Below are 25,193 nucleotides of genomic sequence, written 5' to 3'. Positions count from 1 at the left end.
TCGCACCACCACCGACGAGACCCCTGGCTAGACTGCCCGCAACCGTTCACTTTTCGAGCGCCGAAAGTGACCAGGATTCACCCGCCGCCGACACCTTGGCAGAGCGTTGTCGCGCGCGGTACCTTCACCCATGCGATCTCGCGACGACGACGGCCGGCGCGACTCGAGAGCGGTGCGCGGACCAGTCCGTCGGTGAGACCAGGACTAGTCCAGTTGCTCGAGGATGTACTCCGTGAAGCCCGGGACGGTAAACGAGAGCCGGCCGCGTCTGCTTGCATCGATGATGCCCTTGCTCAGAAGGCGGTCCCGTGGCACGGAAATCGCCTGCGTGGTCTTTCCCATTCGCGCCGCGACGTCCTCCCGTTTCACGTCGACACCTCCCAGAGACGCGATGGCACTAAGCAGTTCCCGCTGTCCCTTCGACGAGTTGCGCCATCGGGCGGCGAAGAGCGATCGCATCTTCTCGTTGACGTAGCTCATGCCTTCGTCGAGGTGTTCAATCGTGATCCGCTGCCCGGGGTCTGGACGACCCGCGGCAACCCACGCTCCCTCCCCCACCAGCTGCACCTTGTAGGGATACCCCTGGGCCGCAGCAACACCAGCGGCAATCGCCGGCTGGTCCCACACAACTCCCATGTCCGCCGCTGGCCGATGAAGCGCCGTTGCGGCCCCCCCTGCATCGATCCCGGAGAGCTCGACGAAGTCGAATCGTTCGCTGAAGGTCACAGCGTTCGTGATGTGATCCTGACTACCCGGAAGCCCCACGGTGAACAGCCCGGCAGCTGGGGGGCTCTTCGCGCTCGCGAGTTCTTGCCAGGCGACGGAGATCGTTCGGAGGCTCTGTTTGTCAGCCGCCTGGATCTCGTCAACGAGGATCACCAGGCCTGCCTCTCCCGCGTCCCGCATCGCGTCCGTAACGTCGGAGACGACGTTCATGAAGACCTTCCCCGCCGCGGATGCGCCACGCTGTCCGGGTTTGATCGTGACTCCCGCCTGGACCGGTCCCCCGCCGATGGTGACCGTGGCGCTATCGACGAGGTCGGTGAGCTCGGCGAGACGCTTGGTCTTCGGCAGCAGTTTTCGTAGCTCATCGAGGATGGAAGCGGCGAGGCTCTCGCCCTCAACAGCGGTCACCCAGACGGTGCTGATGTCGTACCGTTCAAAAAGCCGCTCAGCTTCTCTCAACAGGGACGTTTTGCCCACGCCCCGAGCCGCGTAATCGACGCGGACGCTCCCGACGAATTGCCCGAGGTTCGCAATGAGTTGCGCGCGTTCTTCATAGAACGCAAGTTGCGCGGTCCGTCCGGGCACGGCCTTCGCGACAACCCCCGGTGTATATGGGCTCGGCTGCATGGTGGCTCCGTGGCTCGGACTTATATAACCCACTAAAGTATAACGCTGCGCCACGCACGCTCTGAGATCAGAAGGCCGCGGTGGCAAAGCAGCCGCCCCATCCGGCCCCTTCTACCGACCAAGCCCACCGCGGTCTCGCTGCCGCGCCGACACGCGGCCTGTCCGAGCCGCTGCGGTCGACGGGGACCCGCTGGCAACGGCTTCGCGCGGGCTTCGCGCGTTCCCGGTGTCCGCAAGCACCCGTCCGCGTACATCCTCGGCTGACGCAGTTCCCTCGAGCGATCGCGCGAACTCTGCACGGCGCTCCGCGCTGTCGTAGAAACCGACGGCCTGCCCTCGTTCGGCTGCGGCCTCCCGGTCTTGGCTGGCCGACTCGGTTGCGGCGGTCAGGTCGTCGGTTTCGTAGGCGCGTTCGGCGGCGGCGTCCGCGTCGCGGTCGCGCGCTTCGGCGGATGAGACAAGGATCTGGCTGGCGGTGAGCTCTTCACCGGACCGAATCTGCTCCTCGCGCGCCTGCGCGCGGACGGCCTCGGCGCAGCGGAGAGCGTCGGCCACCGCGGCGGGGTCGGCGCCGGCGGCGTCGATGTCGATGCCGTGCCGGTCCTGCACTTCGCGGCGGATGGTCTCGTTCGCGCGCGCCGCGACGTCGTCGTGATCGCGCCACGCAACGGCCGCTTCTCGGGCGTCGGCAATGTCGTGAACGTCCGCACGATCCCACCAGGACGGCTGGTCCACGACGGCGAGCTGTCCGCGGACGGCTGCGCGCTCGGCGTCGAGCCGGCTCTGCAGCTCCCGAGCTTCCTGGGTGGCTGCGGCCTCCCGCTGCCGGTTCCATTCCTCGCGCAGGCGCGCGAACCGCTCTCCGAACTGCGAGGCGACCGTGAGCGCGATCCGCAGAGAGTTGTCGAACGTCTCGCCTACGCCGTCTGTGTCATCGACCATGATCCTGGTCTCCTTCTCTTCCGTTGTGGCCGCCCTGCTGACGGGACGTGTCGGACGTGGTTCGGGGCCGGGGGGTGAGTGTGTTCGGCAGCGGTGAACGGGTACCGGGCGCGGCGAGTCCGCGCTGAGCGCGACGCACCGCTTCTTCCTCTGGGGCGAGCGTCGCCGTGGCCGCAGGCGCCGCGGCTGTGCGTGCGTCGGCGGGCATCCGCTCACCGATCGCCTCGAGGGTGCGTCGCAGCGATTCGCTCATCTGCTCTGCGCGGCGGGCATCCCCCGCCGCCTTGTGCGCGTCGATCAGCGCGACCGACAGACGGCCGAGTTGACGGAACAAGATCGCTTCGGCGGCGGGGCCTCCACCGCCGACCGCGGCTTGCATCAGCACCATTGCGGCGCCCGACGCTGAGCCCATACGGATGGGCTTGGGCTTGGACTGGTGGGCGCGGATGTGGGCGCTGCGCGACAACTCTCGGGCGGTCTCCGCGAGCGGCCCTGGTGTTGCCTCGACGCGCTGCGACCACGCGGCGAATGCGCCGGCGGTCTCTCGCGCGACGTGCGCCCACGTGGCGCGGTCCGTCGCCGGTACCTCTCGCAGCTGCGCCCTGAGCTCGCGCAACTCCCGGCCGTACTGTTCCCACAGCTTCGGGTCGGGAGCGTGCTCTTCGCGGCCAGGAGCGACCGGACGGTACTGCCACGGGTTCTTGCTCGTGGCACGCCACTCGTCGACCGCACCCTGCGCCGTCTGTGGGCTGTCCGGCCAGCCCTCGCGCAGGCGCGGGAGGGTGAGGTCCCGGGCAAGTCGCCCACCACCGAACCAAACAGGTCGCTCATCACCCGTGGGGCGCAGAGCGACGGAGTAGCCGGCAACGACGTCGTCGCGGCCGGCTGCGAACCGCGGACGGATGAGGACACCGGCACGTCGCATTCGACGCACGAACTCGCCTTCGTTGACGGATGCCGTCGCTGCGGCCCTGACGGTCCGCTCGAGCCGGTGCGCGTCGACTTCGACCGCACCGGTGCGTGCCGCCCGCGCGGTTTCGGCGGGCTTCACGCCACGCTCTCCCATGCCCCGCTCGCGGGAGTCGACGGGCATCAGACCGTGCTCGACCTCGAGCGTCCGACACAACTCCTGAGCGCGCTTGTAGTCGTTGTGCGTCGTCGCTTTCGTGCCGTCCTCACGCACAAGTGAAACGGCGATGTGAACGTGGTCGTTGCCGTTCTTGGAGAGGCCGTGACGAACCGCAACCCACCGGCACGGAGCCTTCCCGGATGCCTCCGTGAAGCCCATGCGGTCCACGAACTGCTGGGCGATCGTGCCCCACTGCTCGTCGCTGAGCTGACCTTCGTCGGCGCGCAGCGACAGTGAGCAGTGCCACACATCTGCGGCCACGCGCTCGCTGTGCAGCTCGCCCGTCTCCGGGTCAGCGACGCGCACCTGACGCGTCACTTCGGCGCCGTAAGCGACGCGCGGTGTGTCGAGAGCGACACCGATCTCGCGCGCCGCCGCGGCGTCGAGAACGGCGTATCCGTGGCGCGCCATGATCGCATGATCGCCCGCGACAAGATGCTGCTCCGTGTGCTCGTTAGCGCGCCCCTCACCCGCAAGGTAGGTCATCAGACCGACGATGCGGGATCCGCGAGTGATGTTCGGAATCATGCGCCCGCGAGCTTCCGAATGGTGTCGTCGATCCGGGCGCTCAGCACCCGGTACTCCGCCACGACACTCTCCGCCTCGGCAGGAAACCGACCCTCGGTGTTGGCGTACCGGGCGAGCTGGTTCACGTTGTTCGCGACGGATCCCATCGTCCGCGACAACGCGAACAATTCCGCGATGAGCTGCTTCTGGTCGGTGCTGGTCTGAACGTTCGCGTTCATGCCCGCCTCGACCAGGAAACGCGGCACGGTGACGCCGGCGACAACGGCGCGAGCGCGCAACTTCGCGTCCTCGTCGGCGTTGGTCTTGACCACGTAGCGACCCGCGTCACGCGGCGTCGCGGAGTTCGCACGACGCTGCCGGCCGAACAGCTTCCGCTCGTTCTGCTCCGGCATGATCACGTCCTCCCAGCCCAGCGCAGCGAACCCGCCAAATAGCGGGGACCATACGACCAGTATGCCGACCGCGCCGCCGGGAGTCCAGAGTTAGGTTACCTAACTTTATAGCTTGCTCTGCCAGCGGCTCCGCCCCGCGCAGAACATAGTGGAGCGCCGGTGATCCGGCTAGAGGGCAGACTGTCCCTGGATCGGCTCTTGATCCGCTCGATAGAGTCGGTCGCATGAGCGACGCGAACTTGAACCCAGATAGAGCCGCCCAACGCGCACGCGAGCTGATCGAAGCAGACGTCAACGCAAAGGTTGACGCCGTGCGCGAGCTGGCCGCCGCGGTGAACGAAGCAGATGCTGCGGAGGCGCGCCTGAACGACGCGACGGCCGCCCACGACCGGGCTTGGAAAGCGGCTCTCGCCGCCGGATGGAGCGAGAAGGATCTGCGCGCCACGGGTGCGCGCGCACCCGGTCAGCCGACGCGTAAACCTCGCGCAAAGCGGCGCACCGCCACCGCTGACTTCGGTTCTTCTGAGTAGCAGCCTTCGGCCGCAGTACCTCCAAACGGTCCCCTCCGCGCTCTGCGCGACGGAGACCGTTTGCATGGGGCAACTTCGTTGCCTTTCGGCCGTTGGATCGTACGCGCTGTCCTCGCTCCGGCAAGGGCTTTCGCGGCATATCCTCCCTCGCTGCGCTCAGTCCGGTATTCCACGGACCCTTGCCTGCACTCCCCCACCGCAGTGTTTCGACTTTCGCCGAAAGGCAATGAGGTGTGAAAAGGAGAACTGCGATGAACAATGAACCGCTCACCGTGTACTCGAACGAGGGGTGCGTGCAGTGCACGGCCACGATCCGAGCACTCGAAGCCGCCGGGATCGAGTTCGAGGTCATCGACCTGTCGACCGATCCCGAAGCGCTCGCGAGGCTGAAGGCAACCGGGTATCTGCAGGCGCCCGTCGTGGAAACAGGCGATCAGTCGTGGTCGGGATTCCGGCCCGACAAGATCGACGACGTCGCGAAGAAGCGAGCTGCACGATGAGCGCGAGAACGGTCGCCGACGGTCCGCTGTTGCTGACGCCTGCGGAGGCCGCAGAGGCGCTGCGAGTCGACATATCCGAACTTCGGACGATGCGCACCACGGGCTCGGGGCCGGACTTTTACGACGTGGGCCGCGGGCTCATCCGATACGTGCGAGAAAGCGTCGAGGTCTGGGCCACTGAGCGCAACAACGAAAGAGACCGGCCCAGTGATCGGTCCCCCTCATTGCTCAAACGGTCAATTGGTGGTGCATCCGTCCGCCACCTCTTCGATGTTCACGTCTGACGTGATTCGCCAGTTGAGGGTCTGACCACCGTCGCCCGGGTACGTCCAATAGTGGAAGCTGGCATAGGCCTGGTGAATTCGGCCCCGAGACGTGTAGTACGTCAGGGTGCCCGGAGAGCTGAGGGTCGCTCTGACGTAGACGTGGCGCCCTGCCGGACAGGTCTGGGTACCTGAAGCGCTAAGCACTGCACGGGCCGCGACATCACCTGTCACCTCGGCGTTGGTCGAGGCCGTCGCAGGTGCACCAATCGCGATGCCACCCACCGCTAGTGAGACAGCCGCGAGCACCGCCCCGAAGCCGGCGCGCTTTGTTTTGGGCATTGGACTCCCGTCCTATTCCATGTGATTTGCCCTCACCCTAGGCGTCACACAAAGGTTTCTCTGTAGGCCTTCTGGGGGACATTTGAACGGTCGAACGGAGGGCCACCTATCCAGCTGACGTCGTCCTTCGCGGTGTTCGCTACTGCCCAAGCTGGGCGTCAACGCCGGCAAGCTCGTCCAGAATCCTCCGCCGTTCGGCCGGCGTGAAGCGTCGAACCTGCATAGACAGAACGGCCTCAGCCACCAGCGGGCTGAAATCAAACGCCCTCGCCACAGCCAGCTGAAGTTCAGTCGGATCATCTGAAGCGACTGAGCAGAGTTCTATGAGCTTCTGCGGGCGGTCGAGCACAGCGATGTAGCCCGCCAAAATCTCGCGCCGTGTGCGGAGGTTCACTCGATCGTCGGTCACGCCGACAGCATATCGACGCACCGGGAAACGCTCGGAGCCGGCTAGCGCTCGTACCCGTGGTCCTGCGGTCCCGCGCGTAGTCGTTGCGGGCGCTCCTGGGTTGAAGGCGGTTGTGTCCGGCGCTGCGCGTGGGTGGGAAAGCTGGCTCGGATGAGCCGGTGCATCTCGTCGCGCTCGTGTGCGTCGATCGGCGTACGCAACGCCCGTTCGACCACGAGGTCGTGTACTCGTCGCTGCACCTCCGCGTCGACGTCGAAGGCAGCGGCACCGCGCAGCTGACGCGCGACCGAGTCCATGCGGACGTCCTCGGTGATCTGCTCGAGCTGTTTAGCGGGAAGCCTTCGCCGGGCGGCATCGACGATTGCGCGAGCGCGCGCCTCACGGTCCCGTGCGTCGGCCTTCTCGATAGCGCCGGCTGCCAGATACCGGGCGCGGAACTCGACGGCCGCGCGGTGTCCAGGTAGAGCCTCGAAAGACTCAGCCCGAATCCGAATCTGATCGTTGATCCGCCAGTGACGTGAAAAGAACGCATCAGCGGCGGCCTCGTTCTTGCGACGGTCCGCCGCGTAGGTCTTATGGATCTTCCGCGGCGGGAGTCCGAGCTTGGTCAGCCGGCGGCGCAGCTGCGCCGCTTCGCGGCCTCGCTTTCGTTCGCGCTCGAGGTTCTGCTGGTACCAGCGCCTGAACTGGTCAGGGTCCGCTTCGCGACGGCGCGCAGCATCGGCGCGCTCTCGTTCGCGAGTCTGCTCCGGGTATCGGTCACGGTGCGCCTGGGAGCGGCGCCGAGCGCCCTCGGCCGCACGCTCGGGATGCCGTTCCTTGTAGCGCGCCTGATACTCGCGCACCTTCTCGGGATGCTCCTGCCGGAACTTGCGCTGACGCGCCCGCTCCTGCTCTCGATGCTCGGCATACCAGCGTCGGCCTTTCTCCCGCCGCGCCTCAGCCGCTCGCTTGCGAGCCCACCGCCGGCGTTCCGAGAGGCGATTAAGTTCGCGGTGTCGCTCGAGGTTGTTGGCGCGCCAGGCTCTTCGCAGCGCGGCAACGTGCTCCTTGTTCGCCTCGCGCCAACGCCGGTCCTGGGCACGCTTACGTGCGGCGGCGTCCTCGGAAGCGTCGTCGGAGCTCAGGAGTTCTCTCCCCCGTCAGGCACCAGCCCGAACACGTACTCGATCAGTGCTTCGCGGTGATTCGTCGGGTCGATGATCGTCCGCGCGACCAGGTCGCGCAGCGCCGCAATGTCGGCGGGCTCGAGCTCGCCGGCATCGGACAGCACGAAGTCGACGTCGTCACCGATCGAGTAGTCCGCATCGTCCGCATGGATCTCCGGGTAGTAGGCCATGGCGAGGACGCCTGTGGATTGGACCACCTGGTCTGCTGCGTCACGGTTCATCGTGTGGTCTCACTCTCTTTCGTCGTCGTCTGTTGAAGCTGTTCGCGGTAGTACCGGTCGAGAGCGCGAGCGACGCTAGATGCGCCGACGCCTAGCGTGCGCCCAATCTTCGCGACGCTGTCACCGTTGTCGCGCATCTGCACCGCGGCCGCGGTGCGCTCGTCAGTCATGACCGAGGGCCGGCCTCCGACCCGCCCTTGGCTGCGCGCGTGCTCGAGGCCGCGGCGAGTGTTGTCTCGGATCGTCGAAACCCGCAACTGCGCGAGAACGGCCATGATGCCCACGATCGCCTCCCCCATCGGCGTCGACGTGTCGACGTCGAGGAATGGCTCGGTAAGGCTGCGCAGGCGGATGCCGCGGCGGGCGAGATCCCGGATGAGCTCGATCGCCATGACCTCGCTGCCGGCGACACGGTCGAGAGCGCGAACGACAAGGGTGTCCCCCGGTCGGAGATAGTCGAGGCAAGCGATCCACTGCGGGCGATCGCTCACTCGGCTCGATTCCCCGTGGTCGACGAATACTCGACCGGCGCCGGCTGCACGCAGCTCGGCCTCCTGGGCGGCGGGGTTCTGATCCCTCGTCGAGACTCGGGCATAGCCGACGATGTTCACACGCCACTCCCCCCGGTATCCGCCGTCGCTCGTCGACGGGGCTCACCGAAAACGGTAGCGCACAGGTTTCGGTGCGTTTGGGTTTCGGTGGGGGTTTTCGGTTGTGATCTTTCATCCGGTGTGGCGGCGTTCTGCGCAGTGCAAGTGACGGGGTTGTCTGGCGGGTTGTTAGTGATTGCTCACTCAGATGCCTGCCGGGTAGGGGAAGTCATTTGGGTCGTGCCATTGTTTGTCGGCAAGCATGGTTCTGCGGGGACAGGGATCGCGATCTGCACGGTGCTCGGCAAGGTAATCGCCGCGGGATGGATGAGATGCATGTGGCACTCCTAACTACGGAGGGGCGGGTTGTCGCGGTCTATGTGGTGGCGTGGTGGGTCGCCAAGGCGTCCGCGAGGTGTCTTTTCGCTCGTCCGTAACGGCTGCGAGCGGTTGAATCGGGGAGCCCCATGATTTGGGCTGTCTCGGAAATGCTGAACCCGTCCCAGTGCACCAGTCGAACGATCTCGGCTAAGTCGGGGCTGAGTTTGGAGAGCGCTGCGCGGACGTCGAGGACGTCTTCGGACACGGGGTCGACTTCGGGGGCTGAGTAGACGACGTGACGCAGCCGCTCGGTCAGGAGGGTCCGTCGTCGTTGCCCGCGCGTGGTGTTGAGAACGACGTTGCGGGCGACTCCGAACATCCATAGACGTGCTCCGTCATCGTCGTCCGGTATCGAGGAGGCTCGACGCCACACTGTGGTCATGGTTTCCGAGAGAGCGTCTTGCGCGTCATCGGCACCGACCCGACGTTCCAGGTATCTCAAGAGGCTGCGCGCATTGTTCTCGAGCAGGGTGATGACGCGGTTTGAGCGATTTGGCCGGGCGGTCACCTGATTTTGTCCCCGCAGTCAGATTGAGCGGCGAATGAGAGGTTGCTGCCTGCGACGGGGTCGACCACTCCGGTGTCTTCGAGGTGGTCCCAGATCACGTTGGTAATCGCACCCCAGACAGCGTCGTAGTACAACTGGTCTTGCGAGTACAGCTGCGTCGCTGGAGTAACCACATCTCCGTCAGGACCCTGCGTCACGACGTCGCGCGCTTTCATGCGAGCGAGCTCCGCATCCACGTCAGCGAGCGCCAGCACATCGGTATCTTTCAGGAACGCGGCAACAGCCTCTTCCTCAGCAGCCGTGCCAGTGCCGGGCCGAACGATGGTGCGGAATTCGCATGACAGGCCGCTGGGCAGTGTGAACCGAGAAACCGTGTCAGGTTTCTCGAACGCCGAGAACCAGTTTGTGAACGTCGCGGCGGCGGCCGTGCCTGCCCCGCCCAAGACGATCGCGGCAACCGCCCCCAGCACGGCAAGTCTCGGCACAGAACGACGTGTGTCAGCCTTCGGCGGGCGGGTGGCTGAGCGCACCATCAGCCGGAGGGTCGCATCGTCAACGTCGTCAGAGAGGGGTGTGGGTGGAGATGCGAGGCGAAGGAGAACATCGACGTTCTCTTCGTTGCCCAGCTCGCTGGGTTGGTCAATCATTCTGTGAGCTCCTGTCTATAAAGGTCCTTCCCTACACACATGTCCGCAAGAGCCTCCACCGACGACGTGATTCTCATCAATTTTGCTCGTCTCGGAAAGCTGAAGCTAAAAGAGACACCCGAGGGAACGTCGCCATTGCATGCTGGAGGCACGTCGTGACGCGGATCGCGCTGTCCCACAATGGTGTCTCGCCGTATTTTGTCTCGTCTCTAGCGTTGGATGGGGTTTGCGAGTCACAATGGCGGCGTGAGGCTTCTGGGATACACGCGGGTGAGTACGACAACGCAGGATGCGCAGCTACAACGGGACGCGCTAGTCGCTGCGGGGGTGCAGCCTCGCGACGTGTTCGCGGACGTGACCTCAGGCAGTAAGAGCGCAATCACTCGGCCCGGCATGAAGCGCCTGCTCGAGTACGCCCAGGACGGCGACACCGTGGTGGTGTGGCGGGTGGACCGGCTGGGACGCTCCCTGATCGATGTGCTCAACACCGTCACCCTTCTGAGAGAGAAGGGTGTGCAGGTGCGATCGGTGTCGGACGGGATCGACCCGTCCACCTCGACCGGCCGCCTCATGCTGAACATGCTCGCCACGCTGGCCGAATACGAGCGGGAACTGATCGTTGAGCGCGTCAATGCCGGTATCGCCGCCGCCCGCTCCAACGGCACCCGGTTCGGCCGCCCACCCGTGAAGCCCGAGGACATAGGCGAAAAGCTCGCGATCGTTGCGGACGCGCGCCGAAAGGGCCGCACCGCAGCTGAAGCGGCGCGTTTGGTGGGGTGGAGTCGAGCCACGCTGTATCGGCACCAGGCCGCGGTAACCGCGGTGGAGTCCACCAGGATGTAGGTCTCGGATGGACGCGAGCGAGCGGTGGCAAATTCTTCGGCTGCACGTCGAGGACGGGATACCGCTCGCCGCTCTCGCTCGCGAGACGGGGATAGGTCTGCGGACCCTGGAACGCTGGCATCACCGCTACAAGAGCGACGGCACCCCCACCCCACCCGCACCCGCAGCAATCGCCACCCGGCGCGTCGCAGCTGCCCTCGTCACGTTCACTGAACGACTCGCTCTGACCAGGCCTCGACCATCAATCGCGACCCTCCATCGACTCGTAGCGACCGAGGCTGGCCGGACGCACCAGCCGGCACCGTCCTACGCCACCGTCAGGAGAATCGTCGCCGCACTCGACCCAGCGATGGTCACCCTGGCGTTGGAAGGGCCGGCGTCGTACCGGGACCGGCACGAACTCGTTCTGCGTCGACGAGCCGATCGACCCAACGCGATTTGGCAGGCCGACCACACCCAGCTCGACATTCTCACCATTGGCGCGCAGCCCGCGAAGCCGGATCGGCCGTGGCTAACGGTGATCCTCGACGACTACTCCCGCGCCATCTGTGGCTACACCGTGTTCCTCGGATCCCCCTCTGCGATGAACACGGCACTCGCGCTGAGGCAAGCGATCTGGCGCAAACCCGACCCGACATGGGTCATGTGCGGCATCCCCGACATCCTGCACGTCGATCACGGCTCCGACTTCACCAGCCGCCACCTTGAACACACCGCCATCGCCCTGCGAATCCGCATCATCCATTCGACCGTCGGTCGCCCCCAAGGCCGCGGCAAGATCGAGCGGTTCTTCAGAACCGTCAACACCGAACTGCTCGCTGCCCTGCCCGGGCACATCGCCTCCGGCGCACGCCAGCCAGCACCCACCTTGACCCTGCCGGAACTTGACCTCGCACTCGGCTCCTTCATCACCGCGTACAACCATCGGACTCACCGAGAGGTTGGCGCATCGCCACGGGACACGTGGGTGAGCGAAGGCTGGCTGCCGCGAATGCCTGAAAGTTTGGACCAGCTCGACGGGCTCCTCCTCACCGTCCCGAAACTGCGAACGGTGCAACGCGACGGCATCCACTTCCAAGGCCTGCGCTACCTCGCGCCCACTCTGGCTCCGTTTGTGGGACACACCGTCACCATCCGCTATGACCCTCGCGATCTATCCGAGATCCGTGTCTACGACCACGACACCTTCGTCTGTATCGCCGTAGACGAGGCGCACCCCAACGATCGGCTCAGCCTCAACGACATTGAACGCGCCCGCCGAGCCCGCCGCCACCAACTGCGCAAGGCCATCAACGACCGCATTCCGACAACCGCCATACGCACAGACCCGAACGACGCATCCCCCGCAGTCCACCGACGTCGGCAACTTCGCACCTACGAGGAGGAATGATGCCCAGCACCTTCATCATCACCAAAGAACACCGCCGTTTCGTGGAGTTCGCCAACGCCGTCCGTACCGAGCACACCATCGGCATCTGTCACGGCGACGCCGGAGTCGGCAAGACCAACTCCGCCCGCCGATACGCCCACTGGGACACCCTCGGCCCGTACCTCGAACACCCACCACCGCGATCCGACGACGATGCCCGCCACAGCGCACACGCCAACCGATCTCGTACCGTGTTTTACACCCCCGACGTGCTCAACAAGCCCCGCGAGCTCATCTACCAGATCGAGCGCTGGTGCGTGCGCGTCGGCGTCTGTATCGACGACCACCAGCTCAGCCTTGGCAAAGTCGATAACAGCAGCAAGGACGTCACACGCTGGGTCGAACTGCTCATCATCGACGAAGCCGAGCGACTCACCCCCACCGGACTCGAACTCATCCGCGACCACCACGACCGCACCCACGTCGCAGTCATCCTCATCGGCATGCCCGGCATCGACCAACGCTTCCGCCACTACCCCCAGCTCTACAGCCGCCTCGGCTTCGCCCACCGCTACCGCGCCCTCGGCCGCGACGAACTCCTCTTCGTCCTCGACCGCCACTGGAAACGGTTCGGCAAAGCTCTCGATCCCGACGACTTCACCGACGCCCAAGCCATCGCCGCCATCGAACGCATCACCCGCGGCAATTTCCGCCTCCTCGAACGCCTCTTCCCCCAAATCCAACGAGTCCTACGCATCAACCAACTCGAAACCATCACCGACGACGTGATCGAAGCCGCCGCCAGCGTCCTCGTCACCGGCTAATGCCGCCAACCCGCTGAACAGAACACCGCCACATTGGAAGAACGGTCACAGGCGCGCCCTATGAGAGCGTCGCGAGAAATCGCCAGAAACGATCGTTTTCGGTGCGGCGTCGCCGCTCTACGCGCACCCGCGATTCGGTAACGAACAGAGCGTGCCGCTTGGCCTCACGTGTCGAGAAAGTCCCACTCACTTCCAAGAACCCAACGGAGCGCGCTCATCTTTCCGTGGAGCATCCCAAGCTCGAAGTCTGTGTACGGCCCGAGTTGCCCGAGCGCCGTATATGTCGCCTCGACGCGTCGACGACCAGAGTCAGCGACGCGGCGGTGCTCAGCAAGCGCCTGGTCATCACGAGCCTTTTCGAGCCGGTAGTCATGTTGCAAGGAGCGGTGATACCAGATCCGATCGAACATCTCGGTTTCAGCAGCGAGGATCTCGTCAAGCCGACGTGGCTCCTCGCGAAAGTCCACCTCGTTGAACAACTCCTCGGCCTCGTCGCCAAAATAGCCTCTCATCACAGCGTCCAGGCCATCCACGCCGAGTGCGAAGATCGACCTCACGCCGTCGAACACCATTGAAATGTCGTCGTGTGGGAGTCGCTTGTCCCCGGTTGCCAGAGAGAAGTCGTCACTATTACTAGTGACGAACGCATACACGTCCGGCTCCTGGGTATCGAGGGCCTCATCCGCGTAAGCCTCGATGAGTAGAGCATCAGCTACCGAGTTTCGTCCTCGATGAAACGGAGCAGATTTCTGCAGTCCACGCTCTATAACGCGACGCTCGGCACGATCGGAGGGGACAATGGTCCGTGCACCCACCAGAAGCTCACGGATGTCAGTGAAGTTCCGAAGAGTCATCGCGCCGACGAGGGGCACGTGTCGGCTCAAATCATCAATCACTCTCATCGACTGTTCGTCATCGTCGGCGTAGAGCAGCAGGTCTTGGCGGAGGGCTTTGAAACGAGAGGCGACGCTCGACGTCATTGCTGCCTCCACTCGTTCGCGGTTGCGGTCGAATTCGTCGACGATCAGCGGAGGCACCATCAGCTCGACGTCGCCCTGATGGACCAGGACGCGTAGGGCCACGATCCAGCGCTGGCCGTTGCGACGTCGGGCGAGGTCAAGCCAGGTCGACGTGTCAACGAGGATTCTCATCATGTCGTCACGCTAGTCGTGAGAGACCCCTCCGCCGGAAGCGATCGTTTTTTGGCTGGGGCTATACCTCCATTTCGAGGGCCGCTGCGGCGGTGCGAGCGATGAATACCGAGCTCAACGATGCGCCCTCTCCGATGCGGAGGTTGAGCTTCATGTCGGCAAAGATTCGACGAGCCTCGATAGTGAGCTCATCGTCGGTCGGAAACTGTGAGATGCGAATGCGATCGAATATGCTGAGTGGACCGTCGGGAACTTGCGTCTGCGGCCGTTCATAAACCATGCGGTCCTGGCGGTCGCCGTCGAGGTAGGTGATGATCACGGTGCACTGGCTTGTGTAATCGACGCGCGCCGAGCGGTGGGATGTCATGGTGTGACCCAATCACAGGTCGCGGCGGCCCAGATGCGGTCTTCCCTCAACCCGCCCGCGAGGCCACGGAATACGGTATCAGCGAGTCCACCCGAAAGGTCGGCCTCCGGAACCTTGTCGAGATTGGGGTGCTCGCCAACGAAAGAACCAGCAAGGAGACCGGAGCGACCGCAACGCGTCTCCGCGGACGCAACGTCTACACGCTGGCCTCGATATACGCGCCACCGAGGTTCAGGAACACGACCTAGGAAGAGCCAGGTGGGGTGCCGTCGAAAACGATCGTCTTCGGTGGGGACGTATGCAGGTCAAGAGAATGGCGGGTGGTGTTCGAAGCGCAGCCGGAAGAAACACTCCTAGCGCACGAGGAGACCCGTGCGCTGACGGCAGAGCTGAATATCGCGGCGGATCTGTGTGAGTTCCTCGAACGCAAATCGATGACACACGCTGAGCCGCCCCCGTCGGCTAGATGACACTCACTCAGGCTCACGCACGACGTACAACCCCGTGAGTGTGTTTGCTGTCGAGAGCATCGCGTTCACCCAGGCGCCGTTGATCTGCTGGCGAGGCTGCCGGTACTTGCACACGAGGGTCGAGCTTCGATTCACCCACACGGACGTTCGCCCACTGCCCTCAGCGGTATCGATCTTCCAGGTGAACATGAACGGCTCACCGCGGCGCAGCTTTGTTTCAATTGCTGCTTCCACGTGCGCGAGGGTCCGGTCCTCCAGCTCGACAGCAAACTCTTTCCCGTAGATCAGACGTCCCACACCAAACAGGTTTACACCGTAAGACAGGCCGGCAAGACCACCCACAATGGGGGCCAGATCCCGAGGCCGACCTGGGGACAGCACGGACAGGACAACAAGCATGGTTTTCCACAGCAGGAAAACGCTCGAACACTGGGTGGCCGGCTTCATCGAAGCTCGCAGCGGCGGAGAGGAGATCCGCGTGGCGATTCAGGACGGTTCCGGTGGTGACGACACGGGCTTGGTCTTGGTCCCGCTGGAGAGCGGTACCCAACTCTGTCTGGATGCAACCCCGGCATAATTCAACACACAACCCGTCTCCACCGAACCGGGTTCAGCTCCATCAGCGATCGGTCGATCACAGTGGGGCCACGCAACTACGACAGCTGGAGCCAGAAATGGTTGGGCTTACGCGAGGCTTTATCCGTCAGAGGCCGAACGTCCAGCGGCGTTGCCGGGCTGGCTGCACTTCTACAATCATCACCGACACCACTCCGCGATCGGCGGCGCGCCCCTCAGCAGACTCAACAACGTCCCCGGACATCACAATTAGCGATAGGCGCAAGAGAAGGGGCCGCTGCCACGACGTCAGCGGGCTGTGTAAGCCCGAAGTCACCGCGCGCAGCGACCCCTCCTTTCTGGGCCAGTACTCCCGGTCTGTGGTGTCAGGCGGGGAGTTTGGAGCCCAGGACGTCGAGCTTCTCGATCGTCGGCTCGCTGAACAGTTTGCCGGTCTGCTCGCCGAGAGCGGTCGCAACCGCGCCAGACAGGTGCGCGTCGCGGCCGGCGTCATCGGGGAACACGTCGAAGATCCCGAAGGAGGACGGGCCGAGACGGATCGCGAACCACGCGACGGTGGCCGGTTCCTCCTCGACGAGTCCTCGCCCGATGCCGAGGAATTCCTGGACCTCGTCTTCCTTGCCGGGCAGGGCCTCCAGCCTGACAAGCAGTCCCTTCGTCACGCTCATGACGTCACCTCTTCCTGGGCGGCCATATCAGTTCGCCTTCTTCTCGGTCGACATCCCGGGCTTGATGAGGACCTTGGTCCAACCCTTGGACCGGGCGTCGAAGTTCTTGTAGGCATCGGCAGCCTGGTCCAGCGAGATCTCGTGGGAGACGATCCACGAAGGGGTCGCCTTGCCGGCGGCGATCAAGTCCCGCAGCTGGCGGTTGTACCGCTTGACCGGTGCCTGACCGCTCCCCAGGGTCTGACCCTTGAACCAATGCGTTCCGAAGTCGATGGCCGCCTTTCCCTGCTTGGCGAGGTCGTCCTTGGCTCCGGGGTCCTGGGGGACGAACACGCCGACGGTGCCGATTCCTCCGGTGAAACGCACCGCGTTGATGAGCATGTTCATCGTGGCGGCGATGTCCTCGTTGCCTTGAGGATCGTGGGCCTGGTAACCCACGCATTCGCAGCCCCGGTCAGCTCCCAGCCCCATCGTCTCGTCGAGCACGGCCTGCACGGGATCGACCTTGGAGTCATCGATGGCGATCGCGCCGATCTGCTCGGCCAACGCGAGCCGGTCAGGGTGACGATCGACCACCATCACCTTCGCGGCGCCCTTGATCATCGCGGACAGGGCAGCCATGAGCCCGACCGGACCTGCACCGGCGATCACAACGCTGTCGCCCGGGACCACGCCGGCCATCTCGGTGGCGTGGTAGCCAGTGGGGAAGATGTCAGAGAGCATGACGTAGTCGTTCTCCTTCTCCTCCGCATCCTCGCCCAAGCGCAGCGCGTTGTGGTCACCGAACGGCACACGGAGCAGCTCCGCTTGGCCACCGCCATAGGGACCCATATCGGCGAACCCATAGGCCGCACCGGCGAATGATGGGTCGGGCTGGGTGGTGAGGCAGTAGTTGGTCAGGCCGCGTTCGCAGTTCTTACAGAATCCGCACGAGATGTTGAACGGGAGCACAACCCGGTCTCCGACCCTGACCTTCTCCACGCCACTACCGACCTCGATGACCTCCCCCATGTTCTCGTGACCGAACGTCCGGCCTACCTCGAAGGACGTCCGCCCCTCGTACATGTGCAGGTCCGAGCCGCAGATGTTCGTCGTCGTCACCCTGACCAGCACATCGGTAGGGCGCTCGATCTTCGCGTCCGGAACGTCCTTCGTGCTGACCTGACGGGGCCCCTCGTACACCACTGCCTTCATGTCCACTCCGATCCGATGTGTTGCTCGATATTTCTTCGGCAGGGCCACGACAACGCCGGCCCTCCGCGTGACAGCGAACGCCCGCAGTAACCACGTGTCAAGGGGCTCGCCTTGAGTTGATGTGTTTGATGATGAGCCGGTACCGCAAAGGGGTAAGCGTCACGACTGTGGTCGTCAGCGCGGCCCTGTGCCAACCAACGCGGCTGTGCGAATCAGCGGCGAGTAGCGCGCCGCTTGCGCTCGCAAGCGCCGCCGGTCACGTCGAACACGATGGACTCATGCGTCTCGTTCGTGGCCTGGAATCGCCAACCAAACAGCCCACGCCTACCGCCGACGTCGTCGGGGTCGACGGACCACACTGAGCCCCGGAGCCGCGTTGGAGTGTCCGTGACCGTCCACCTCTGCCCCGCGTAGTACATGCGCGCCGGCGCCTCGTCGACGAGCCAGAGCGTGACTTCCGTGGCGGCGGCGGTGTGGGTCATGGCATCCGAGAATAGAACGTATCTTCGATGTTGGGTAGCGTGTCACCTTCAGGAGGAGGTCGCCGTGGGGACGAACAAGCGCTACGCCGCGGCGGTCGATCACCTGATGGATACGCGCATCCTCGAGCGGATCGCCGCGGAGGCCGGCCCCCTGCAGTCGCTCTCGAGCGCTGAGCTGCGCTTAGACGTGGAACCGGTGACTATCGACCCGCGGCCGAAGCCTGCGAAGGCGTGGGTGCGCTTCGGCGCGACGCCGGCGCTCGTCGACGCAGAGGTCTGCCGGTGGACAGCGGATGCCTGCGCCATCAGGTTCCGCGTGGGCGAGACGGAGAGGAAGGCATGGGTATGGGCCTCGGCGGTCACGCCGGCCTCTCCTGGAAGACGCTGAACGTCCCTGTGGACGGTTTCTGCGACGCCGCCGGCCTGCTGGTTTTCTGGCGTCGTGGATGACGACGAGTGGCCGGGCTTCTCCCCTACCTGTGAGCGCTGCCTGGTGCAGCTGCAACCGTCGTGGAACCCGCCGACTCCCCCGGTCTGGCGGTGCCCGAATTGCGGCCTGGTGCGCGTGTTCTAGCCGATCTGGCGCACGAAGAGGATGACTTCATCTGCCGGGATCCTCGACCGCAACTGCTCGATCGCAACGCCGGAGGACGGCGCCTCGAGCTCCACGCGCGTGGACTCGTCGACATCGCGGGGGCGGTGTGCGAGTTCCCGAGCATGTGGTCATTCCCCCGACACAGCGATGCCCCGGGCCGGGAGAGAGGTCGGCTCGGGGGCATCGTCAGTGTCGGCCAGTTATCGTGTCGCGCGAACCTCGCAGTCCGATTCGTCTTCTGCAATGAACACACTTTCAATCGTCACGTCCCAGTGCTTGTAGCGGCCCGATTCCTCGAGCTCGCGCTCGATCCTGTTCATGAACGAGGTCGTCGCGCTGCCCGCGTGGGGCAGGAACGGGCCGTAGTGAACCGCCCTCTCGTCGCCTACCGGGCACTAGGCTCGCGTTCATGGGTGCGATCTCATTCGCCTTCTTCGGCATCGACCGCCCCACCTTGGATAGCGACGTCCGCCGGCTCACAGCCGACACCGCGTCGCAGCTCCCGCACTGAACGAGCGACGCCGACCGACGCCGCTCCCAGAGAAAGAAGCACACAATGTCAAACTCGCTCGATGGCAAGGTCGCACTCGTCACCGGTGGTGGCGGAGGGATCGGGCGCGAGACCGCGAAGGTCCTCGTCGACCACGGCGCACGGGTCGTCGTCGCCGACCTGTCCGAGGATGCCGGCAACGGGACGCTCGAGTACATCGACGGCGGAGACGCCGTGGCGTTCGTCCGGGCGGACGTGACCGACCTCGCGTCGATGCAGCACCTGGTCCAGGCCACGGTGGACCGCTACGGCCGACTCGATATCGCGCACAACAACGCCGGCATCGAGATCACCGGCCCCGACCTCGCCGACGTCACGGTGGAGCAGTTCGACAGGGTGATCGCCGTCAACCTCACCGGAGTGTTCATCAGCATGAAGGCCGAGATCCCGCAGATGCTGGCGCAGGGCGGCGGATCCATCATCAACACCGCCTCGTCCCTCGGGCAGGCCGCCATCGCTCACCAGTCCGCCTACGTCACGTCGAAGCACGGCGTCATCGGCCTCACCCGAGCCGCCGCGGTGGAGTACTCCGACAAAGGCATCCGCGTGAACGCAGTGCTGCCCGGGGTGATCCAGACGCCAATGATAGACGCGCTGGAGGAGACCTACCCGGGCTTCAAGGATGCGCTGCTGACGAAGCACCCGATCGGCCGACTCGGCACGCCGCACGACATCGCCGAGATGGTCGCGTGGCTCGGTTCCGACGCGGCCGCCTTCGCGACCGGCTCGCAGTTCGCCGTCGACGGCGGGTACCTCGCGATTTAGACGAGGTGGCCACGACGGACGGGAGGCACGGTGTCAGCTGGCACCGTGCCTCCCGTCCGTCACCGGTCGCGCCGCGACCCGCGTGTCAGCCGTTCTTCGCGGCCAGTCGGTCCGTCTCCCTGTCGTTCCGCCACCCGGCGGTCGCGCCGCCGTCGACGCTGTAGTTCTGTCCGGTCACCCAAGAGGACTCGTCGGAGGCCAGGTAGAGCGCCATGTACGCGATGTCCTCGCCCGCGCCGGGGCGTTGAATGAGCGCGTTGCCGACCTGCCAGGCCTTGCCCTCCGCGTCCACCGCCTTGTCCGTCGCCGGGGTGCTGACGAAGCCAGGCGAGATCGAGTTCGCGCGGACGCCGTAGCGGGCGCCCTCCGCAGCGAGTGACTTCGTCATCGCGATGACCCCGCCCTTCGCGGTGGTGTGTGCGACCGGGCCTTGGCCCTTGATCGCAGCTGTTGGATCGCGACGCCGGAGGACGACGCCTCGAGCTCCACGCGCGTGGACTCGTCGACATCGCGGGGGCGGTGTGCGAATTCCCGAGCATGTGTTCATTCTCCCGGCACAGCGATGCCCCGGGCCGGGAGAGGTCGGCTCGGGGCATCGTCAGTGTCGGGCCAGTTATCGTGTCGCGCGAACCTCGCAGTCCGATTCGTCCTCCGCAATGAACACACTTTCAACCGTCACGTCCCAGTGCCTGTAGCGGCCCGATTCCTCGAGCTCGCGCTCGATCCTGTTCATGAAAGAGGTCGTCGCGCTGCCCACGTGGGGCAGGAACGGGCCGTAGTGAACCGCCCTCTCGTCGCCTTCGTTCGTGAGCATGGCCACTCGGACGATGACAGCGGTGGCAGTGCGCGTAGTCATTGGTAGTTCCCTCCTATGGTCAACCCGTTGGCGAGGCGGCCAGATTGCCGCCCCATTTTCCCAGTGGTCGCGGACATCACTGCGGCTGGTCGTCGCGCGCGTTGCGGGTGACCGCGGCGGTTGCTCGGGTGAGGTCGGCGCCGATGCTGTCAGCGTCGATGACGCGGCCGTACTGCTTGTTACCCTCGTCGCCCCAGCTGGTGGTGTGCTCGCGTCCGATGACGATGACGGCATCCCCTCGGTGGAGTGAGGCGGCGGCGTTCTGGCCGAGCTCGAACCGGGCTTCGACGAAGTGGGTGGTGGGGGTGTCGTGGGGCTGGTACTTGCCCTGCCGGTACTCCCCCGTGTTCTCGATGACGCGGAGCTTGGTGATCTGGATGGTTCCCGCCTGCACAACTTCGGGATCGGCTGCCAGGTTTCCGGTGATGGTGCGGATGGACATGGTCGTTCTCCTTCTCAGTGGGTTGCGATGCGGTTGATGTGGTCGGGACGGAACCCGGACCAGTGATCCTCGTCGGTGACGACGACGGGTGCTTCGGTGTAGCCGAGGTCATCGACGACGTAGGCGCGGGCATCCTCGTTGTCTCGGATGTTCACCTCGTCATACTCGATTCCCTTGCTGGTGAGCACGTTCTTGGTCAGCGTGCAGCGCGCGCAGCTGGGGCCTGTGGTGTAGACCGTGATCCGCTCAGCCATTGCTCTGCCCTTCCCTCAACCAACCGTTTTTCTTTGCCTGCCGGCAATCGAGGGATTTACGGCGAGCGGAGCGGGAGGGAGCAACGGACGTGGAATACCGGAGTGAGCGCAGCGAGGGAGGATATGCCGCGAAAGCCGTTGGCCCGACGTGGAGCCGACGTATCCTCGACAGCCGGACAGGTCAAAGACTGCGGGATATGGTGCAGGCCGCGTAGCGGCGCCTCTTGAGCGTCGGTCTCCGTGCCGGCGGGAACTGCCCGTAGGGCGGCGTGCTTTCATGTTGATATCACTCTGAAAGCGAGCCACGGTGAGCGTCAGGCTTTGTGCTCTGCTCGTATGACCTCGAGGCCACGTTGCAGCGCGCGGAGCGCGGTCTTCTGCTGGGTGCGGTCCTCGAGCTCTGCGACCTCTGCGAGCAGGGCGGGAAGTTCGGGGTTCTTGCCCCATCGGAGCAGGAAGGTCTTGGACGTGCCTTCGGGCCACTCCCCCGCGCTTGTCGCTCGCGTGGCGGGCCGGGATGCCGGCTGCGCCTTGGGCGCCGGTGCTGGCGTCTCAACCTCCTGCGTGGGCGCGTCGGCGGCTGCGCCGAACGCTTCGATTTTGGCGGGGTCGATGGGGGTGCGCTTCTTGATCGCCATTAGGACACCAACTCTGCTGCGAGGGCCTGGATCTCGTTCTTGGCTTTGGGGTTGTTCCACTCGACGACGCCGAGACCTTCCCCGATCACGTCGCGGTATGCCTTGCGCTCGTAGATGACGGTGTCGAGCGGACGGATGCGCGGGTAGTCGGCCAGGTACTCCCCCGCGTCGTGCCGTTCGGTGATGCTCGGGTTCGACGGCGCCTGCGTGATGAGCCCTCGCACGTCCAGGCTCGGGTTGAGGTCGACGGCCTGGTCGATCACTTCGCTCATGTGGCCGAGAGTGTCGAGGTCGAGCTGGCTGGGGCGGACGACGACGACGAGGGTGTCTGCGGCGACCATGCCGGTGCGCATCTCCCTGCTGTCTTTACCGGCGACGTCGACCACGACGACGTCGTAGCGGCCGGCGAGGTCCTGCAGGGTCTGGTTGATGTTGCCGAGCTTCTCGACGCACGCGATCGCGGGCGTGTGCCGCTGCTCCTCGCGGTCGGCGTGCCAGCGGGCGGCGGAGCGCTGCGGGTCGGCGTCGACGAGGCACACGTCCTTGCCCTCGCGGGCGAACTCGACGGCGAGATTGACGGCGATGGTCGTTTTGCCGGGGCCGCCCTTCTGACTCCCGATGAGGATGATCATGGTTTCACTCTACTTTCAGTGTGATATCGCACCGGTATTGGAATGGTGTCGATGTGCTATCGGTTTCATAGTGAAACCGTAATGATATCACTATGGCATCAACACTGTTCGCTATCAAGTCGCATTCAAAGCGATATCACTGGGGGAGCGCGAGGGGATCGCCCCTCGCCGGCCGGCCGACCGGAGGGAGGCCGGCGCAATCCGTGTGGGGGAGGGGCGACCGTAGCCGCCCCTCCCCCTGTCACTGGGGGTGGTGGACCGTGAGGGTGTCCACGAAGGTCACGTAATCGGGGCCGTCGATGGTGGCGGTGTGCGCGAGGCTGTAGCCGCGCTGGGCGTAGGCGTCGAGTTCCTGCGAGCGGTAGCCGATCTGTCGCCCCTGGGCGACGACGTCGCCGGTCTTGCCGACGCGGTTCTCGATGACGGCGATTCGCTGGCTCATCGTGCGACCTCCTCGGCCGTCGCGTCTGCGGTTCGGTGGTCCTGAATCTCGGCGTAGGCGACGCGGTCGGTCCAGCTGTAGCCGGTTTCGACGCTGACGGTCTTGGTGTTCACGCGGGCCACGCGCCGCCAGTGGCCGCGGATCTTCACGGCATCACCCTTGCGGACGGTGGCGGGGGAGTAGCCGGTGGCCTTACCCGTTGCGATCTGATCGGCTCGCACCTGCTCCCAGTAGGCAAGCTGGTCGCGCAGCTCGTCGAGCTGCGGCGCGTAGTGCGCTGCCCGCTTCGCCTTCTGCTCTGCGGTTGCGGGGCGGTATCCGGTCTCGGAGTCGTAGACGTCGTCCTCGATGCGCCGCTCGACGCACCGGATTTCGGCGGCGATCTTCTCGATGCGGTTGGCGACGGTCACGGGGTTGTAGCGTGCGTCGGTCGTCAGAGCGGCCGCGTTGGCGCGTCTGACGGCTTCCTCGGCCTCGTGGTGGGCGTCGATGCCGCGTCGGGCGCTGTTGTGCGCCTTGTCGATCGCGTTCCGGTGGCGGCGCTCGGAGTGGTGACCGACCTTGATCGGCTCGCCACCTTCGGGAAGGCGTGCCACGTCGCGCATGTGCGCGCCCCAGAGCGCGTCGGCGGTGGCTGTCTTGCGGTCGGCCTTGGCGTCGAGCGCGTCGACGCGGTCCGCCTGGCGTGCGATCTTGCCTGCCTCGACCTCTGCAGTGCTCCGGCTGGTGCGGTCGATCTGCAGGGGCGCGAGGGGGAAGCCTGCGGCCTCGAGCGCGGCGGCGGTGCGGGTGATGATGTGGTCCTGGGGGAGCCGATCGCGGCTGTTGGGGACGTACCACGCGCCGATGCTCCGGCCCCAGCGCCAGCGGTTGGCCTTCAGGATTTCGGCGGTGCCGTCGCCCTTGGCGGTCCCTTCGATGATGGTCCCGGCCTCGTGCGTGTGCGTGATCGTGAGCATGTTGGGTTCTCTCTCCCTCTCGTTTTTTGCCGTGAAGGCGACTTGTCGCCGCGAGGGAGCGCCAACCGGAGTGCAAGTGACCGTGGAATACCGGACGGAGCGCAGCGAGGGAGGATATGCCGCGAAAGCACTTGCGCGGAGGACGGCCGACCGGATGCTGCCGAAGGCTTCACGGCAAAAAGGGTCCCGAAGGGGTGACAGCCCGGCGTAGCCGGTCGAATAGGTTCGTTGCGTGGGTAATAGCGAGTCCGTCGGAAAAATTCGAACGTTCTGGACCGTCATGGCCCTACTGCTCGGCATCGTGGGCGGGGTGCTCACAGCCCTCTTCTTCGGCCTGACCGCAGAGAACGATCGATCACAAGAAACAGCGCTCGTGACACTGGCGGCGGAGGCGGCGGATGCCGCGAATACCGCGACGAATGCCGCTGACGCAGCGGTTGCAAGGGCCGCGGCGGCTTCGGCTCAGGCTGCTGCGGACGCGGCCGCGACTGCGAGGACAACTGTCCATATCAGTGCGGTAGCCGTCGTGGGAATCATCATCGCTGGAATCGGCACCGTGTTTCGAGCGCTGGCGGATGGGCGCCAAGAGGGATGGAAAGCGGTCGACTTCTTAGGCAAGCTGCTCGCGACTTCCGCCTTCATGTTTGCGGTGATGGCGACCTCCTCCAGTGTCGATGGCTTCCTGTGGCAGCAGATCATGGCAGGACTGGGCTGGTTCGTCGTCTTCTGCGCGTTCGCAGCGTGCGCGTGGCACATCCGAGCGGTTCACTGGATCAGATTGTGGCGTTGGTGGGCAGCTCGGCTAACCGCAATGTGGGTCGAAGGACGGGCGAAACGGGCCGCGAAACGAGCTGCGAAGCGCACGGAACGACGAGTAAAGCACCCCGAGCGGTGGGTACTGGATGGCATTCCTGGTGCTATCGAGTTGATATCACCGGGGGAGCGCGAGGGGGTCACCCCTCGCTGACCGTGCACCCTGCGATCGGGCCGGCTTTCGCCTCGTGGATCGCGTCGATGTATTCGCCCATGATGGTGTGCTCGTCGAACGGGCTGAGATCGTCGTCCCATCCTTCGCCGTTGTCGTGATCGGCCCAGAGGGCTGCGAGCTCGACGTCGGTGCTGGCGGTGAAGGTGTGGCCGGTGTCGGTGGTGAGGGTGAGCATGGTTCGTCCTCCTGGGGGAGTGGCGGGGGCCGCTGTGCGGCCCCCGCGC

Annotated in this window: 33 protein-coding genes and 1 pseudogene; 9 read left to right on the top strand and 25 right to left on the bottom strand. The window is 65.2% G+C overall.

Annotation, left to right across the window (positions count from 1 at the left end):
• Positions 1–204 precede the first annotated feature (204 nt).
• From ACPEH2_RS15405 to ACPEH2_RS15390, 4 genes are all read right to left on the bottom strand, one after another.
• The gene (locus ACPEH2_RS15405; RefSeq protein ID WP_359921031.1) at positions 205–1,353 is read right to left on the bottom strand and encodes an ATP-binding protein; all 1,149 of its coding nucleotides are present in this window, start codon (positions 1,351–1,353) and stop codon (positions 205–207) included.
• Between the two features lie 111 nt (positions 1,354–1,464).
• Positions 1,465–2,295, bottom strand: a complete 831-nt coding sequence (locus ACPEH2_RS15400) for a hypothetical protein (protein ID WP_359921030.1) — start codon at positions 2,293–2,295, stop codon at positions 1,465–1,467.
• The gene (locus ACPEH2_RS15395; protein ID WP_423719065.1) at positions 2,285–3,835 is read right to left on the bottom strand and encodes a relaxase/mobilization nuclease domain-containing protein; all 1,551 of its coding nucleotides are present in this window, start codon (positions 3,833–3,835) and stop codon (positions 2,285–2,287) included. Before ACPEH2_RS15395 ends, ACPEH2_RS15400 begins: the two co-directional genes overlap by 11 nt.
• Before the next feature lie 113 nt (positions 3,836–3,948).
• Positions 3,949–4,344, bottom strand: coding sequence for a plasmid mobilization protein (locus tag ACPEH2_RS15390; RefSeq protein ID WP_366214680.1), 396 nt, complete (start codon positions 4,342–4,344; stop codon positions 3,949–3,951).
• A 224-nt stretch (positions 4,345–4,568) separates the two neighbouring features.
• Here ACPEH2_RS15390 and ACPEH2_RS15385 point away from each other — a divergent pair, with 224 nt between their 5' ends.
• Positions 4,569–4,874 (top strand): hypothetical protein, encoded by a 306-nt coding sequence (locus ACPEH2_RS15385; protein ID WP_423719064.1) that lies wholly within the window; start codon positions 4,569–4,571, stop codon positions 4,872–4,874.
• A gap of 251 nt (positions 4,875–5,125) precedes the next feature.
• Positions 5,126–5,374, top strand: coding sequence for a glutaredoxin-like protein NrdH (gene nrdH, locus ACPEH2_RS15380; protein ID WP_423719063.1), 249 nt, complete (start codon positions 5,126–5,128; stop codon positions 5,372–5,374).
• Between the two features lie 744 nt (positions 5,375–6,118).
• Here nrdH and ACPEH2_RS15375 read toward each other — a convergent pair.
• The 6 genes from ACPEH2_RS15375 to ACPEH2_RS15350 all read right to left on the bottom strand — a co-directional run bounded on the left by ACPEH2_RS15375 (position 6,119) and on the right by ACPEH2_RS15350 (position 9,904).
• Positions 6,119–6,388, bottom strand: coding sequence for a hypothetical protein (locus ACPEH2_RS15375; protein WP_423719062.1), 270 nt, complete (start codon positions 6,386–6,388; stop codon positions 6,119–6,121).
• Between the two features lie 41 nt (positions 6,389–6,429).
• Entirely contained in the window at positions 6,430–7,233 is an 804-nt protein-coding gene (locus ACPEH2_RS15370; protein ID WP_423719061.1) for a hypothetical protein, read from the bottom strand.
• 278 nt (positions 7,234–7,511) lie between these two features.
• Positions 7,512–7,778, bottom strand: a complete 267-nt coding sequence (locus ACPEH2_RS15365) for a hypothetical protein (protein ID WP_121061278.1) — start codon at positions 7,776–7,778, stop codon at positions 7,512–7,514.
• Positions 7,775–8,389 carry a recombinase family protein gene (locus tag ACPEH2_RS15360; protein ID WP_366214676.1) on the bottom strand — a complete coding sequence of 205 codons (615 nt, stop codon included), beginning with the start codon at positions 8,387–8,389 and terminating at the stop codon, positions 7,775–7,777. Before ACPEH2_RS15360 ends, ACPEH2_RS15365 begins: the two co-directional genes overlap by 4 nt.
• A gap of 355 nt (positions 8,390–8,744) precedes the next feature.
• Complete coding sequence (locus ACPEH2_RS15355; protein ID WP_366214630.1) at positions 8,745–9,257, bottom strand: RNA polymerase sigma factor; 513 nt, start codon at positions 9,255–9,257, stop codon at positions 8,745–8,747.
• On the bottom strand, positions 9,254–9,904 hold the full coding sequence (locus ACPEH2_RS15350) for a hypothetical protein (protein ID WP_366214631.1): 651 nt from the start codon (positions 9,902–9,904) through the stop codon (positions 9,254–9,256). The genes ACPEH2_RS15355 and ACPEH2_RS15350 overlap by 4 nt, the downstream gene beginning before the upstream one ends.
• A 246-nt stretch (positions 9,905–10,150) precedes the next feature.
• Here ACPEH2_RS15350 and ACPEH2_RS15345 point away from each other — a divergent pair, with 246 nt between their 5' ends.
• Genes ACPEH2_RS15345 through ACPEH2_RS15335 form a run of 3 tightly spaced genes read left to right on the top strand, consistent with a single transcriptional unit; the run spans position 10,151 to position 12,940 of the window.
• Positions 10,151–10,747 carry a recombinase family protein gene (locus tag ACPEH2_RS15345; protein ID WP_366214632.1) on the top strand — a complete coding sequence of 199 codons (597 nt, stop codon included), beginning with the start codon at positions 10,151–10,153 and terminating at the stop codon, positions 10,745–10,747.
• A 7-nt stretch (positions 10,748–10,754) separates the two neighbouring features.
• Positions 10,755–12,137: a Mu transposase C-terminal domain-containing protein gene (locus ACPEH2_RS15340; RefSeq protein ID WP_423719060.1), complete on the top strand. Its 1,383-nt coding sequence runs from the start codon at positions 10,755–10,757 to the stop codon at positions 12,135–12,137.
• Positions 12,137–12,940 (top strand): AAA family ATPase, encoded by an 804-nt coding sequence (locus ACPEH2_RS15335; RefSeq protein WP_359921437.1) that lies wholly within the window; start codon positions 12,137–12,139, stop codon positions 12,938–12,940. Before ACPEH2_RS15340 ends, ACPEH2_RS15335 begins: the two co-directional genes overlap by 1 nt.
• A gap of 164 nt (positions 12,941–13,104) precedes the next feature.
• Here ACPEH2_RS15335 and ACPEH2_RS15330 read toward each other — a convergent pair whose 3' ends face one another.
• The 3 genes from ACPEH2_RS15330 to ACPEH2_RS15320 form a co-directional block, all read right to left on the bottom strand.
• Entirely contained in the window at positions 13,105–14,094 is a 990-nt protein-coding gene (locus tag ACPEH2_RS15330; RefSeq protein ID WP_423719059.1) for a PIN domain-containing protein, read from the bottom strand.
• Positions 14,095–14,152: 58 nt separating this feature from the next.
• On the bottom strand, positions 14,153–14,458 hold the full coding sequence (locus ACPEH2_RS15325; RefSeq protein WP_423719058.1) for a hypothetical protein: 306 nt from the start codon (positions 14,456–14,458) through the stop codon (positions 14,153–14,155).
• Positions 14,459–14,931: 473 nt separating this feature from the next.
• Positions 14,932–15,375 carry a hypothetical protein gene (locus ACPEH2_RS15320; RefSeq protein WP_423719057.1) on the bottom strand — a complete coding sequence of 148 codons (444 nt, stop codon included), beginning with the start codon at positions 15,373–15,375 and terminating at the stop codon, positions 14,932–14,934.
• Between the two features lie 181 nt (positions 15,376–15,556).
• On the opposite strand from ACPEH2_RS15320, the pseudogene ACPEH2_RS15315 reads away from it, so the two are divergent.
• Positions 15,557–15,757: pseudogene (locus ACPEH2_RS15315) on the top strand (hypothetical protein); the annotation flags it as partial.
• Positions 15,758–15,869: 112 nt separating this feature from the next.
• On the opposite strand, the gene ACPEH2_RS15310 reads toward ACPEH2_RS15315, so the two are convergent.
• The 3 genes from ACPEH2_RS15310 to ACPEH2_RS15300 all read right to left on the bottom strand — a co-directional run bounded on the left by ACPEH2_RS15310 (position 15,870) and on the right by ACPEH2_RS15300 (position 17,848).
• On the bottom strand, positions 15,870–16,172 hold the full coding sequence (locus ACPEH2_RS15310; RefSeq protein ID WP_012397129.1) for a putative quinol monooxygenase: 303 nt from the start codon (positions 16,170–16,172) through the stop codon (positions 15,870–15,872).
• Between the two features lie 27 nt (positions 16,173–16,199).
• Complete coding sequence (locus ACPEH2_RS15305) at positions 16,200–17,366, bottom strand: glutathione-independent formaldehyde dehydrogenase (protein ID WP_423719067.1); 1,167 nt, start codon at positions 17,364–17,366, stop codon at positions 16,200–16,202.
• A gap of 212 nt (positions 17,367–17,578) precedes the next feature.
• On the bottom strand, positions 17,579–17,848 hold the full coding sequence (locus tag ACPEH2_RS15300) for a hypothetical protein (protein WP_423719056.1): 270 nt from the start codon (positions 17,846–17,848) through the stop codon (positions 17,579–17,581).
• Positions 17,849–17,912: 64 nt separating this feature from the next.
• Between ACPEH2_RS15300 and ACPEH2_RS15295 the strand changes: the two genes are divergently transcribed.
• Both ACPEH2_RS15295 and ACPEH2_RS15290 read left to right on the top strand, forming a co-directional pair.
• A complete protein-coding gene (locus ACPEH2_RS15295; protein WP_423719055.1) occupies positions 17,913–18,236 on the top strand; it encodes a hypothetical protein in 324 nt (107 codons plus the stop codon).
• A gap of 763 nt (positions 18,237–18,999) precedes the next feature.
• A complete protein-coding gene (locus tag ACPEH2_RS15290) occupies positions 19,000–19,758 on the top strand; it encodes a glucose 1-dehydrogenase (RefSeq protein WP_423719054.1) in 759 nt (252 codons plus the stop codon).
• An 85-nt stretch (positions 19,759–19,843) separates the two neighbouring features.
• Here the strand turns inward: ACPEH2_RS15290 and ACPEH2_RS15285 are convergent, their stop codons facing one another.
• The 8 genes from ACPEH2_RS15285 to ACPEH2_RS15250 all read right to left on the bottom strand — a co-directional run bounded on the left by ACPEH2_RS15285 (position 19,844) and on the right by ACPEH2_RS15250 (position 23,981).
• Positions 19,844–20,305 (bottom strand): SDR family NAD(P)-dependent oxidoreductase, encoded by a 462-nt coding sequence (locus tag ACPEH2_RS15285; protein ID WP_423719053.1) that lies wholly within the window; start codon positions 20,303–20,305, stop codon positions 19,844–19,846.
• A 66-nt stretch (positions 20,306–20,371) separates the two neighbouring features.
• Positions 20,372–20,614, bottom strand: a complete 243-nt coding sequence (locus ACPEH2_RS15280) for a hypothetical protein (RefSeq protein ID WP_423719052.1) — start codon at positions 20,612–20,614, stop codon at positions 20,372–20,374.
• A gap of 76 nt (positions 20,615–20,690) precedes the next feature.
• Positions 20,691–21,056 carry a single-stranded DNA-binding protein gene (locus tag ACPEH2_RS15275; protein ID WP_423719051.1) on the bottom strand — a complete coding sequence of 122 codons (366 nt, stop codon included), beginning with the start codon at positions 21,054–21,056 and terminating at the stop codon, positions 20,691–20,693.
• 14 nt (positions 21,057–21,070) lie between these two features.
• The gene (locus tag ACPEH2_RS15270; RefSeq protein ID WP_423719050.1) at positions 21,071–21,310 is read right to left on the bottom strand and encodes a glutaredoxin family protein; all 240 of its coding nucleotides are present in this window, start codon (positions 21,308–21,310) and stop codon (positions 21,071–21,073) included.
• Positions 21,311–21,624: 314 nt separating this feature from the next.
• On the bottom strand, positions 21,625–21,948 hold the full coding sequence (locus ACPEH2_RS15265) for a hypothetical protein (RefSeq protein ID WP_423719049.1): 324 nt from the start codon (positions 21,946–21,948) through the stop codon (positions 21,625–21,627).
• Positions 21,948–22,580 (bottom strand): AAA family ATPase, encoded by a 633-nt coding sequence (locus tag ACPEH2_RS15260; RefSeq protein WP_423719048.1) that lies wholly within the window; start codon positions 22,578–22,580, stop codon positions 21,948–21,950. The genes ACPEH2_RS15265 and ACPEH2_RS15260 overlap by 1 nt, the downstream gene beginning before the upstream one ends.
• 241 nt (positions 22,581–22,821) lie before the next feature.
• A complete protein-coding gene (locus ACPEH2_RS15255; RefSeq protein WP_423719047.1) occupies positions 22,822–23,022 on the bottom strand; it encodes a hypothetical protein in 201 nt (66 codons plus the stop codon).
• Positions 23,019–23,981: a DUF3560 domain-containing protein gene (locus tag ACPEH2_RS15250; protein WP_423719046.1), complete on the bottom strand. Its 963-nt coding sequence runs from the start codon at positions 23,979–23,981 to the stop codon at positions 23,019–23,021. Before ACPEH2_RS15250 ends, ACPEH2_RS15255 begins: the two co-directional genes overlap by 4 nt.
• Positions 23,982–24,213: 232 nt before the next feature.
• Between ACPEH2_RS15250 and ACPEH2_RS15245 the strand changes: the two genes are divergently transcribed.
• Complete coding sequence (locus ACPEH2_RS15245) at positions 24,214–24,948, top strand: hypothetical protein (protein ID WP_423719045.1); 735 nt, start codon at positions 24,214–24,216, stop codon at positions 24,946–24,948.
• Here the strand turns inward: ACPEH2_RS15245 and ACPEH2_RS15240 are convergent.
• Positions 24,935–25,144, bottom strand: a complete 210-nt coding sequence (locus tag ACPEH2_RS15240) for a hypothetical protein (RefSeq protein ID WP_423719044.1) — start codon at positions 25,142–25,144, stop codon at positions 24,935–24,937. The genes ACPEH2_RS15245 and ACPEH2_RS15240 overlap by 14 nt on opposite strands.
• Positions 25,145–25,193: the final 49 nt, after the last annotated feature.

The organism is Microbacterium sp. NPDC064942, assembly GCF_049545525.1.
GTDB lineage: Bacteria > Actinomycetota > Actinomycetes > Actinomycetales > Microbacteriaceae > Microbacterium > Microbacterium gawkjiense.
The sequence above is the reverse complement of the archived record's forward strand: the minus strand, read 5'-3'. Positions and strand labels throughout refer to the sequence as shown.

What these genes read in the sequence shown, in the direction of transcription:
- ACPEH2_RS15265 (WP_423719049.1), bottom strand. Translation starts at nt 21,948, where the DNA reads ATGGCGATCAAGAAGCGCACCCCCATCGACCCCGCCAAAATCGAAGCG.
- ACPEH2_RS15310 (WP_012397129.1), bottom strand. Translation starts at nt 16,172, where the DNA reads ATGAGCGTGACGAAGGGACTGCTTGTCAGGCTGGAGGCCCTGCCCGGC.
- ACPEH2_RS15300 (WP_423719056.1), bottom strand. Translation starts at nt 17,848, where the DNA reads ATGACCCACACCGCCGCCGCCACGGAAGTCACGCTCTGGCTCGTCGAC.
- ACPEH2_RS15240 (WP_423719044.1), bottom strand. Translation starts at nt 25,144, where the DNA reads ATGCTCACCCTCACCACCGACACCGGCCACACCTTCACCGCCAGCACC.
- ACPEH2_RS15285 (WP_423719053.1), bottom strand. Translation starts at nt 20,305, where the DNA reads ATGAACACATGCTCGGGAATTCGCACACCGCCCCCGCGATGTCGACGA.
- ACPEH2_RS15250 (WP_423719046.1), bottom strand. Translation starts at nt 23,981, where the DNA reads ATGCTCACGATCACGCACACGCACGAGGCCGGGACCATCATCGAAGGG.
- ACPEH2_RS15335 (WP_359921437.1), top strand. Translation starts at nt 12,137, where the DNA reads ATGCCCAGCACCTTCATCATCACCAAAGAACACCGCCGTTTCGTGGAG.
- nrdH (WP_423719063.1), top strand. Translation starts at nt 5,126, where the DNA reads ATGAACAATGAACCGCTCACCGTGTACTCGAACGAGGGGTGCGTGCAG.
- ACPEH2_RS15290 (WP_423719054.1), top strand. Translation starts at nt 19,000, where the DNA reads ATGTCAAACTCGCTCGATGGCAAGGTCGCACTCGTCACCGGTGGTGGC.
- ACPEH2_RS15275 (WP_423719051.1), bottom strand. Translation starts at nt 21,056, where the DNA reads ATGTCCATCCGCACCATCACCGGAAACCTGGCAGCCGATCCCGAAGTT.
- ACPEH2_RS15330 (WP_423719059.1), bottom strand. Translation starts at nt 14,094, where the DNA reads ATGATGAGAATCCTCGTTGACACGTCGACCTGGCTTGACCTCGCCCGA.
- ACPEH2_RS15320 (WP_423719057.1), bottom strand. Translation starts at nt 15,375, where the DNA reads ATGAAGCCGGCCACCCAGTGTTCGAGCGTTTTCCTGCTGTGGAAAACC.
- ACPEH2_RS15280 (WP_423719052.1), bottom strand. Translation starts at nt 20,614, where the DNA reads ATGACTACGCGCACTGCCACCGCTGTCATCGTCCGAGTGGCCATGCTC.
- ACPEH2_RS15365 (WP_121061278.1), bottom strand. Translation starts at nt 7,778, where the DNA reads ATGAACCGTGACGCAGCAGACCAGGTGGTCCAATCCACAGGCGTCCTC.
- ACPEH2_RS15390 (WP_366214680.1), bottom strand. Translation starts at nt 4,344, where the DNA reads ATGCCGGAGCAGAACGAGCGGAAGCTGTTCGGCCGGCAGCGTCGTGCG.
- ACPEH2_RS15385 (WP_423719064.1), top strand. Translation starts at nt 4,569, where the DNA reads ATGAGCGACGCGAACTTGAACCCAGATAGAGCCGCCCAACGCGCACGC.
- ACPEH2_RS15405 (WP_359921031.1), bottom strand. Translation starts at nt 1,353, where the DNA reads ATGCAGCCGAGCCCATATACACCGGGGGTTGTCGCGAAGGCCGTGCCC.
- ACPEH2_RS15340 (WP_423719060.1), top strand. Translation starts at nt 10,755, where the DNA reads ATGGACGCGAGCGAGCGGTGGCAAATTCTTCGGCTGCACGTCGAGGAC.
- ACPEH2_RS15255 (WP_423719047.1), bottom strand. Translation starts at nt 23,022, where the DNA reads ATGAGCCAGCGAATCGCCGTCATCGAGAACCGCGTCGGCAAGACCGGC.
- ACPEH2_RS15395 (WP_423719065.1), bottom strand. Translation starts at nt 3,835, where the DNA reads ATGGCGCGCCACGGATACGCCGTTCTCGACGCCGCGGCGGCGCGCGAG.
- ACPEH2_RS15260 (WP_423719048.1), bottom strand. Translation starts at nt 22,580, where the DNA reads ATGATCATCCTCATCGGGAGTCAGAAGGGCGGCCCCGGCAAAACGACC.
- ACPEH2_RS15400 (WP_359921030.1), bottom strand. Translation starts at nt 2,295, where the DNA reads ATGGTCGATGACACAGACGGCGTAGGCGAGACGTTCGACAACTCTCTG.
- ACPEH2_RS15350 (WP_366214631.1), bottom strand. Translation starts at nt 9,904, where the DNA reads ATGATTGACCAACCCAGCGAGCTGGGCAACGAAGAGAACGTCGATGTT.
- ACPEH2_RS15270 (WP_423719050.1), bottom strand. Translation starts at nt 21,310, where the DNA reads ATGGCTGAGCGGATCACGGTCTACACCACAGGCCCCAGCTGCGCGCGC.
- ACPEH2_RS15305 (WP_423719067.1), bottom strand. Translation starts at nt 17,366, where the DNA reads ATGAAGGCAGTGGTGTACGAGGGGCCCCGTCAGGTCAGCACGAAGGAC.
- ACPEH2_RS15325 (WP_423719058.1), bottom strand. Translation starts at nt 14,458, where the DNA reads ATGACATCCCACCGCTCGGCGCGCGTCGATTACACAAGCCAGTGCACC.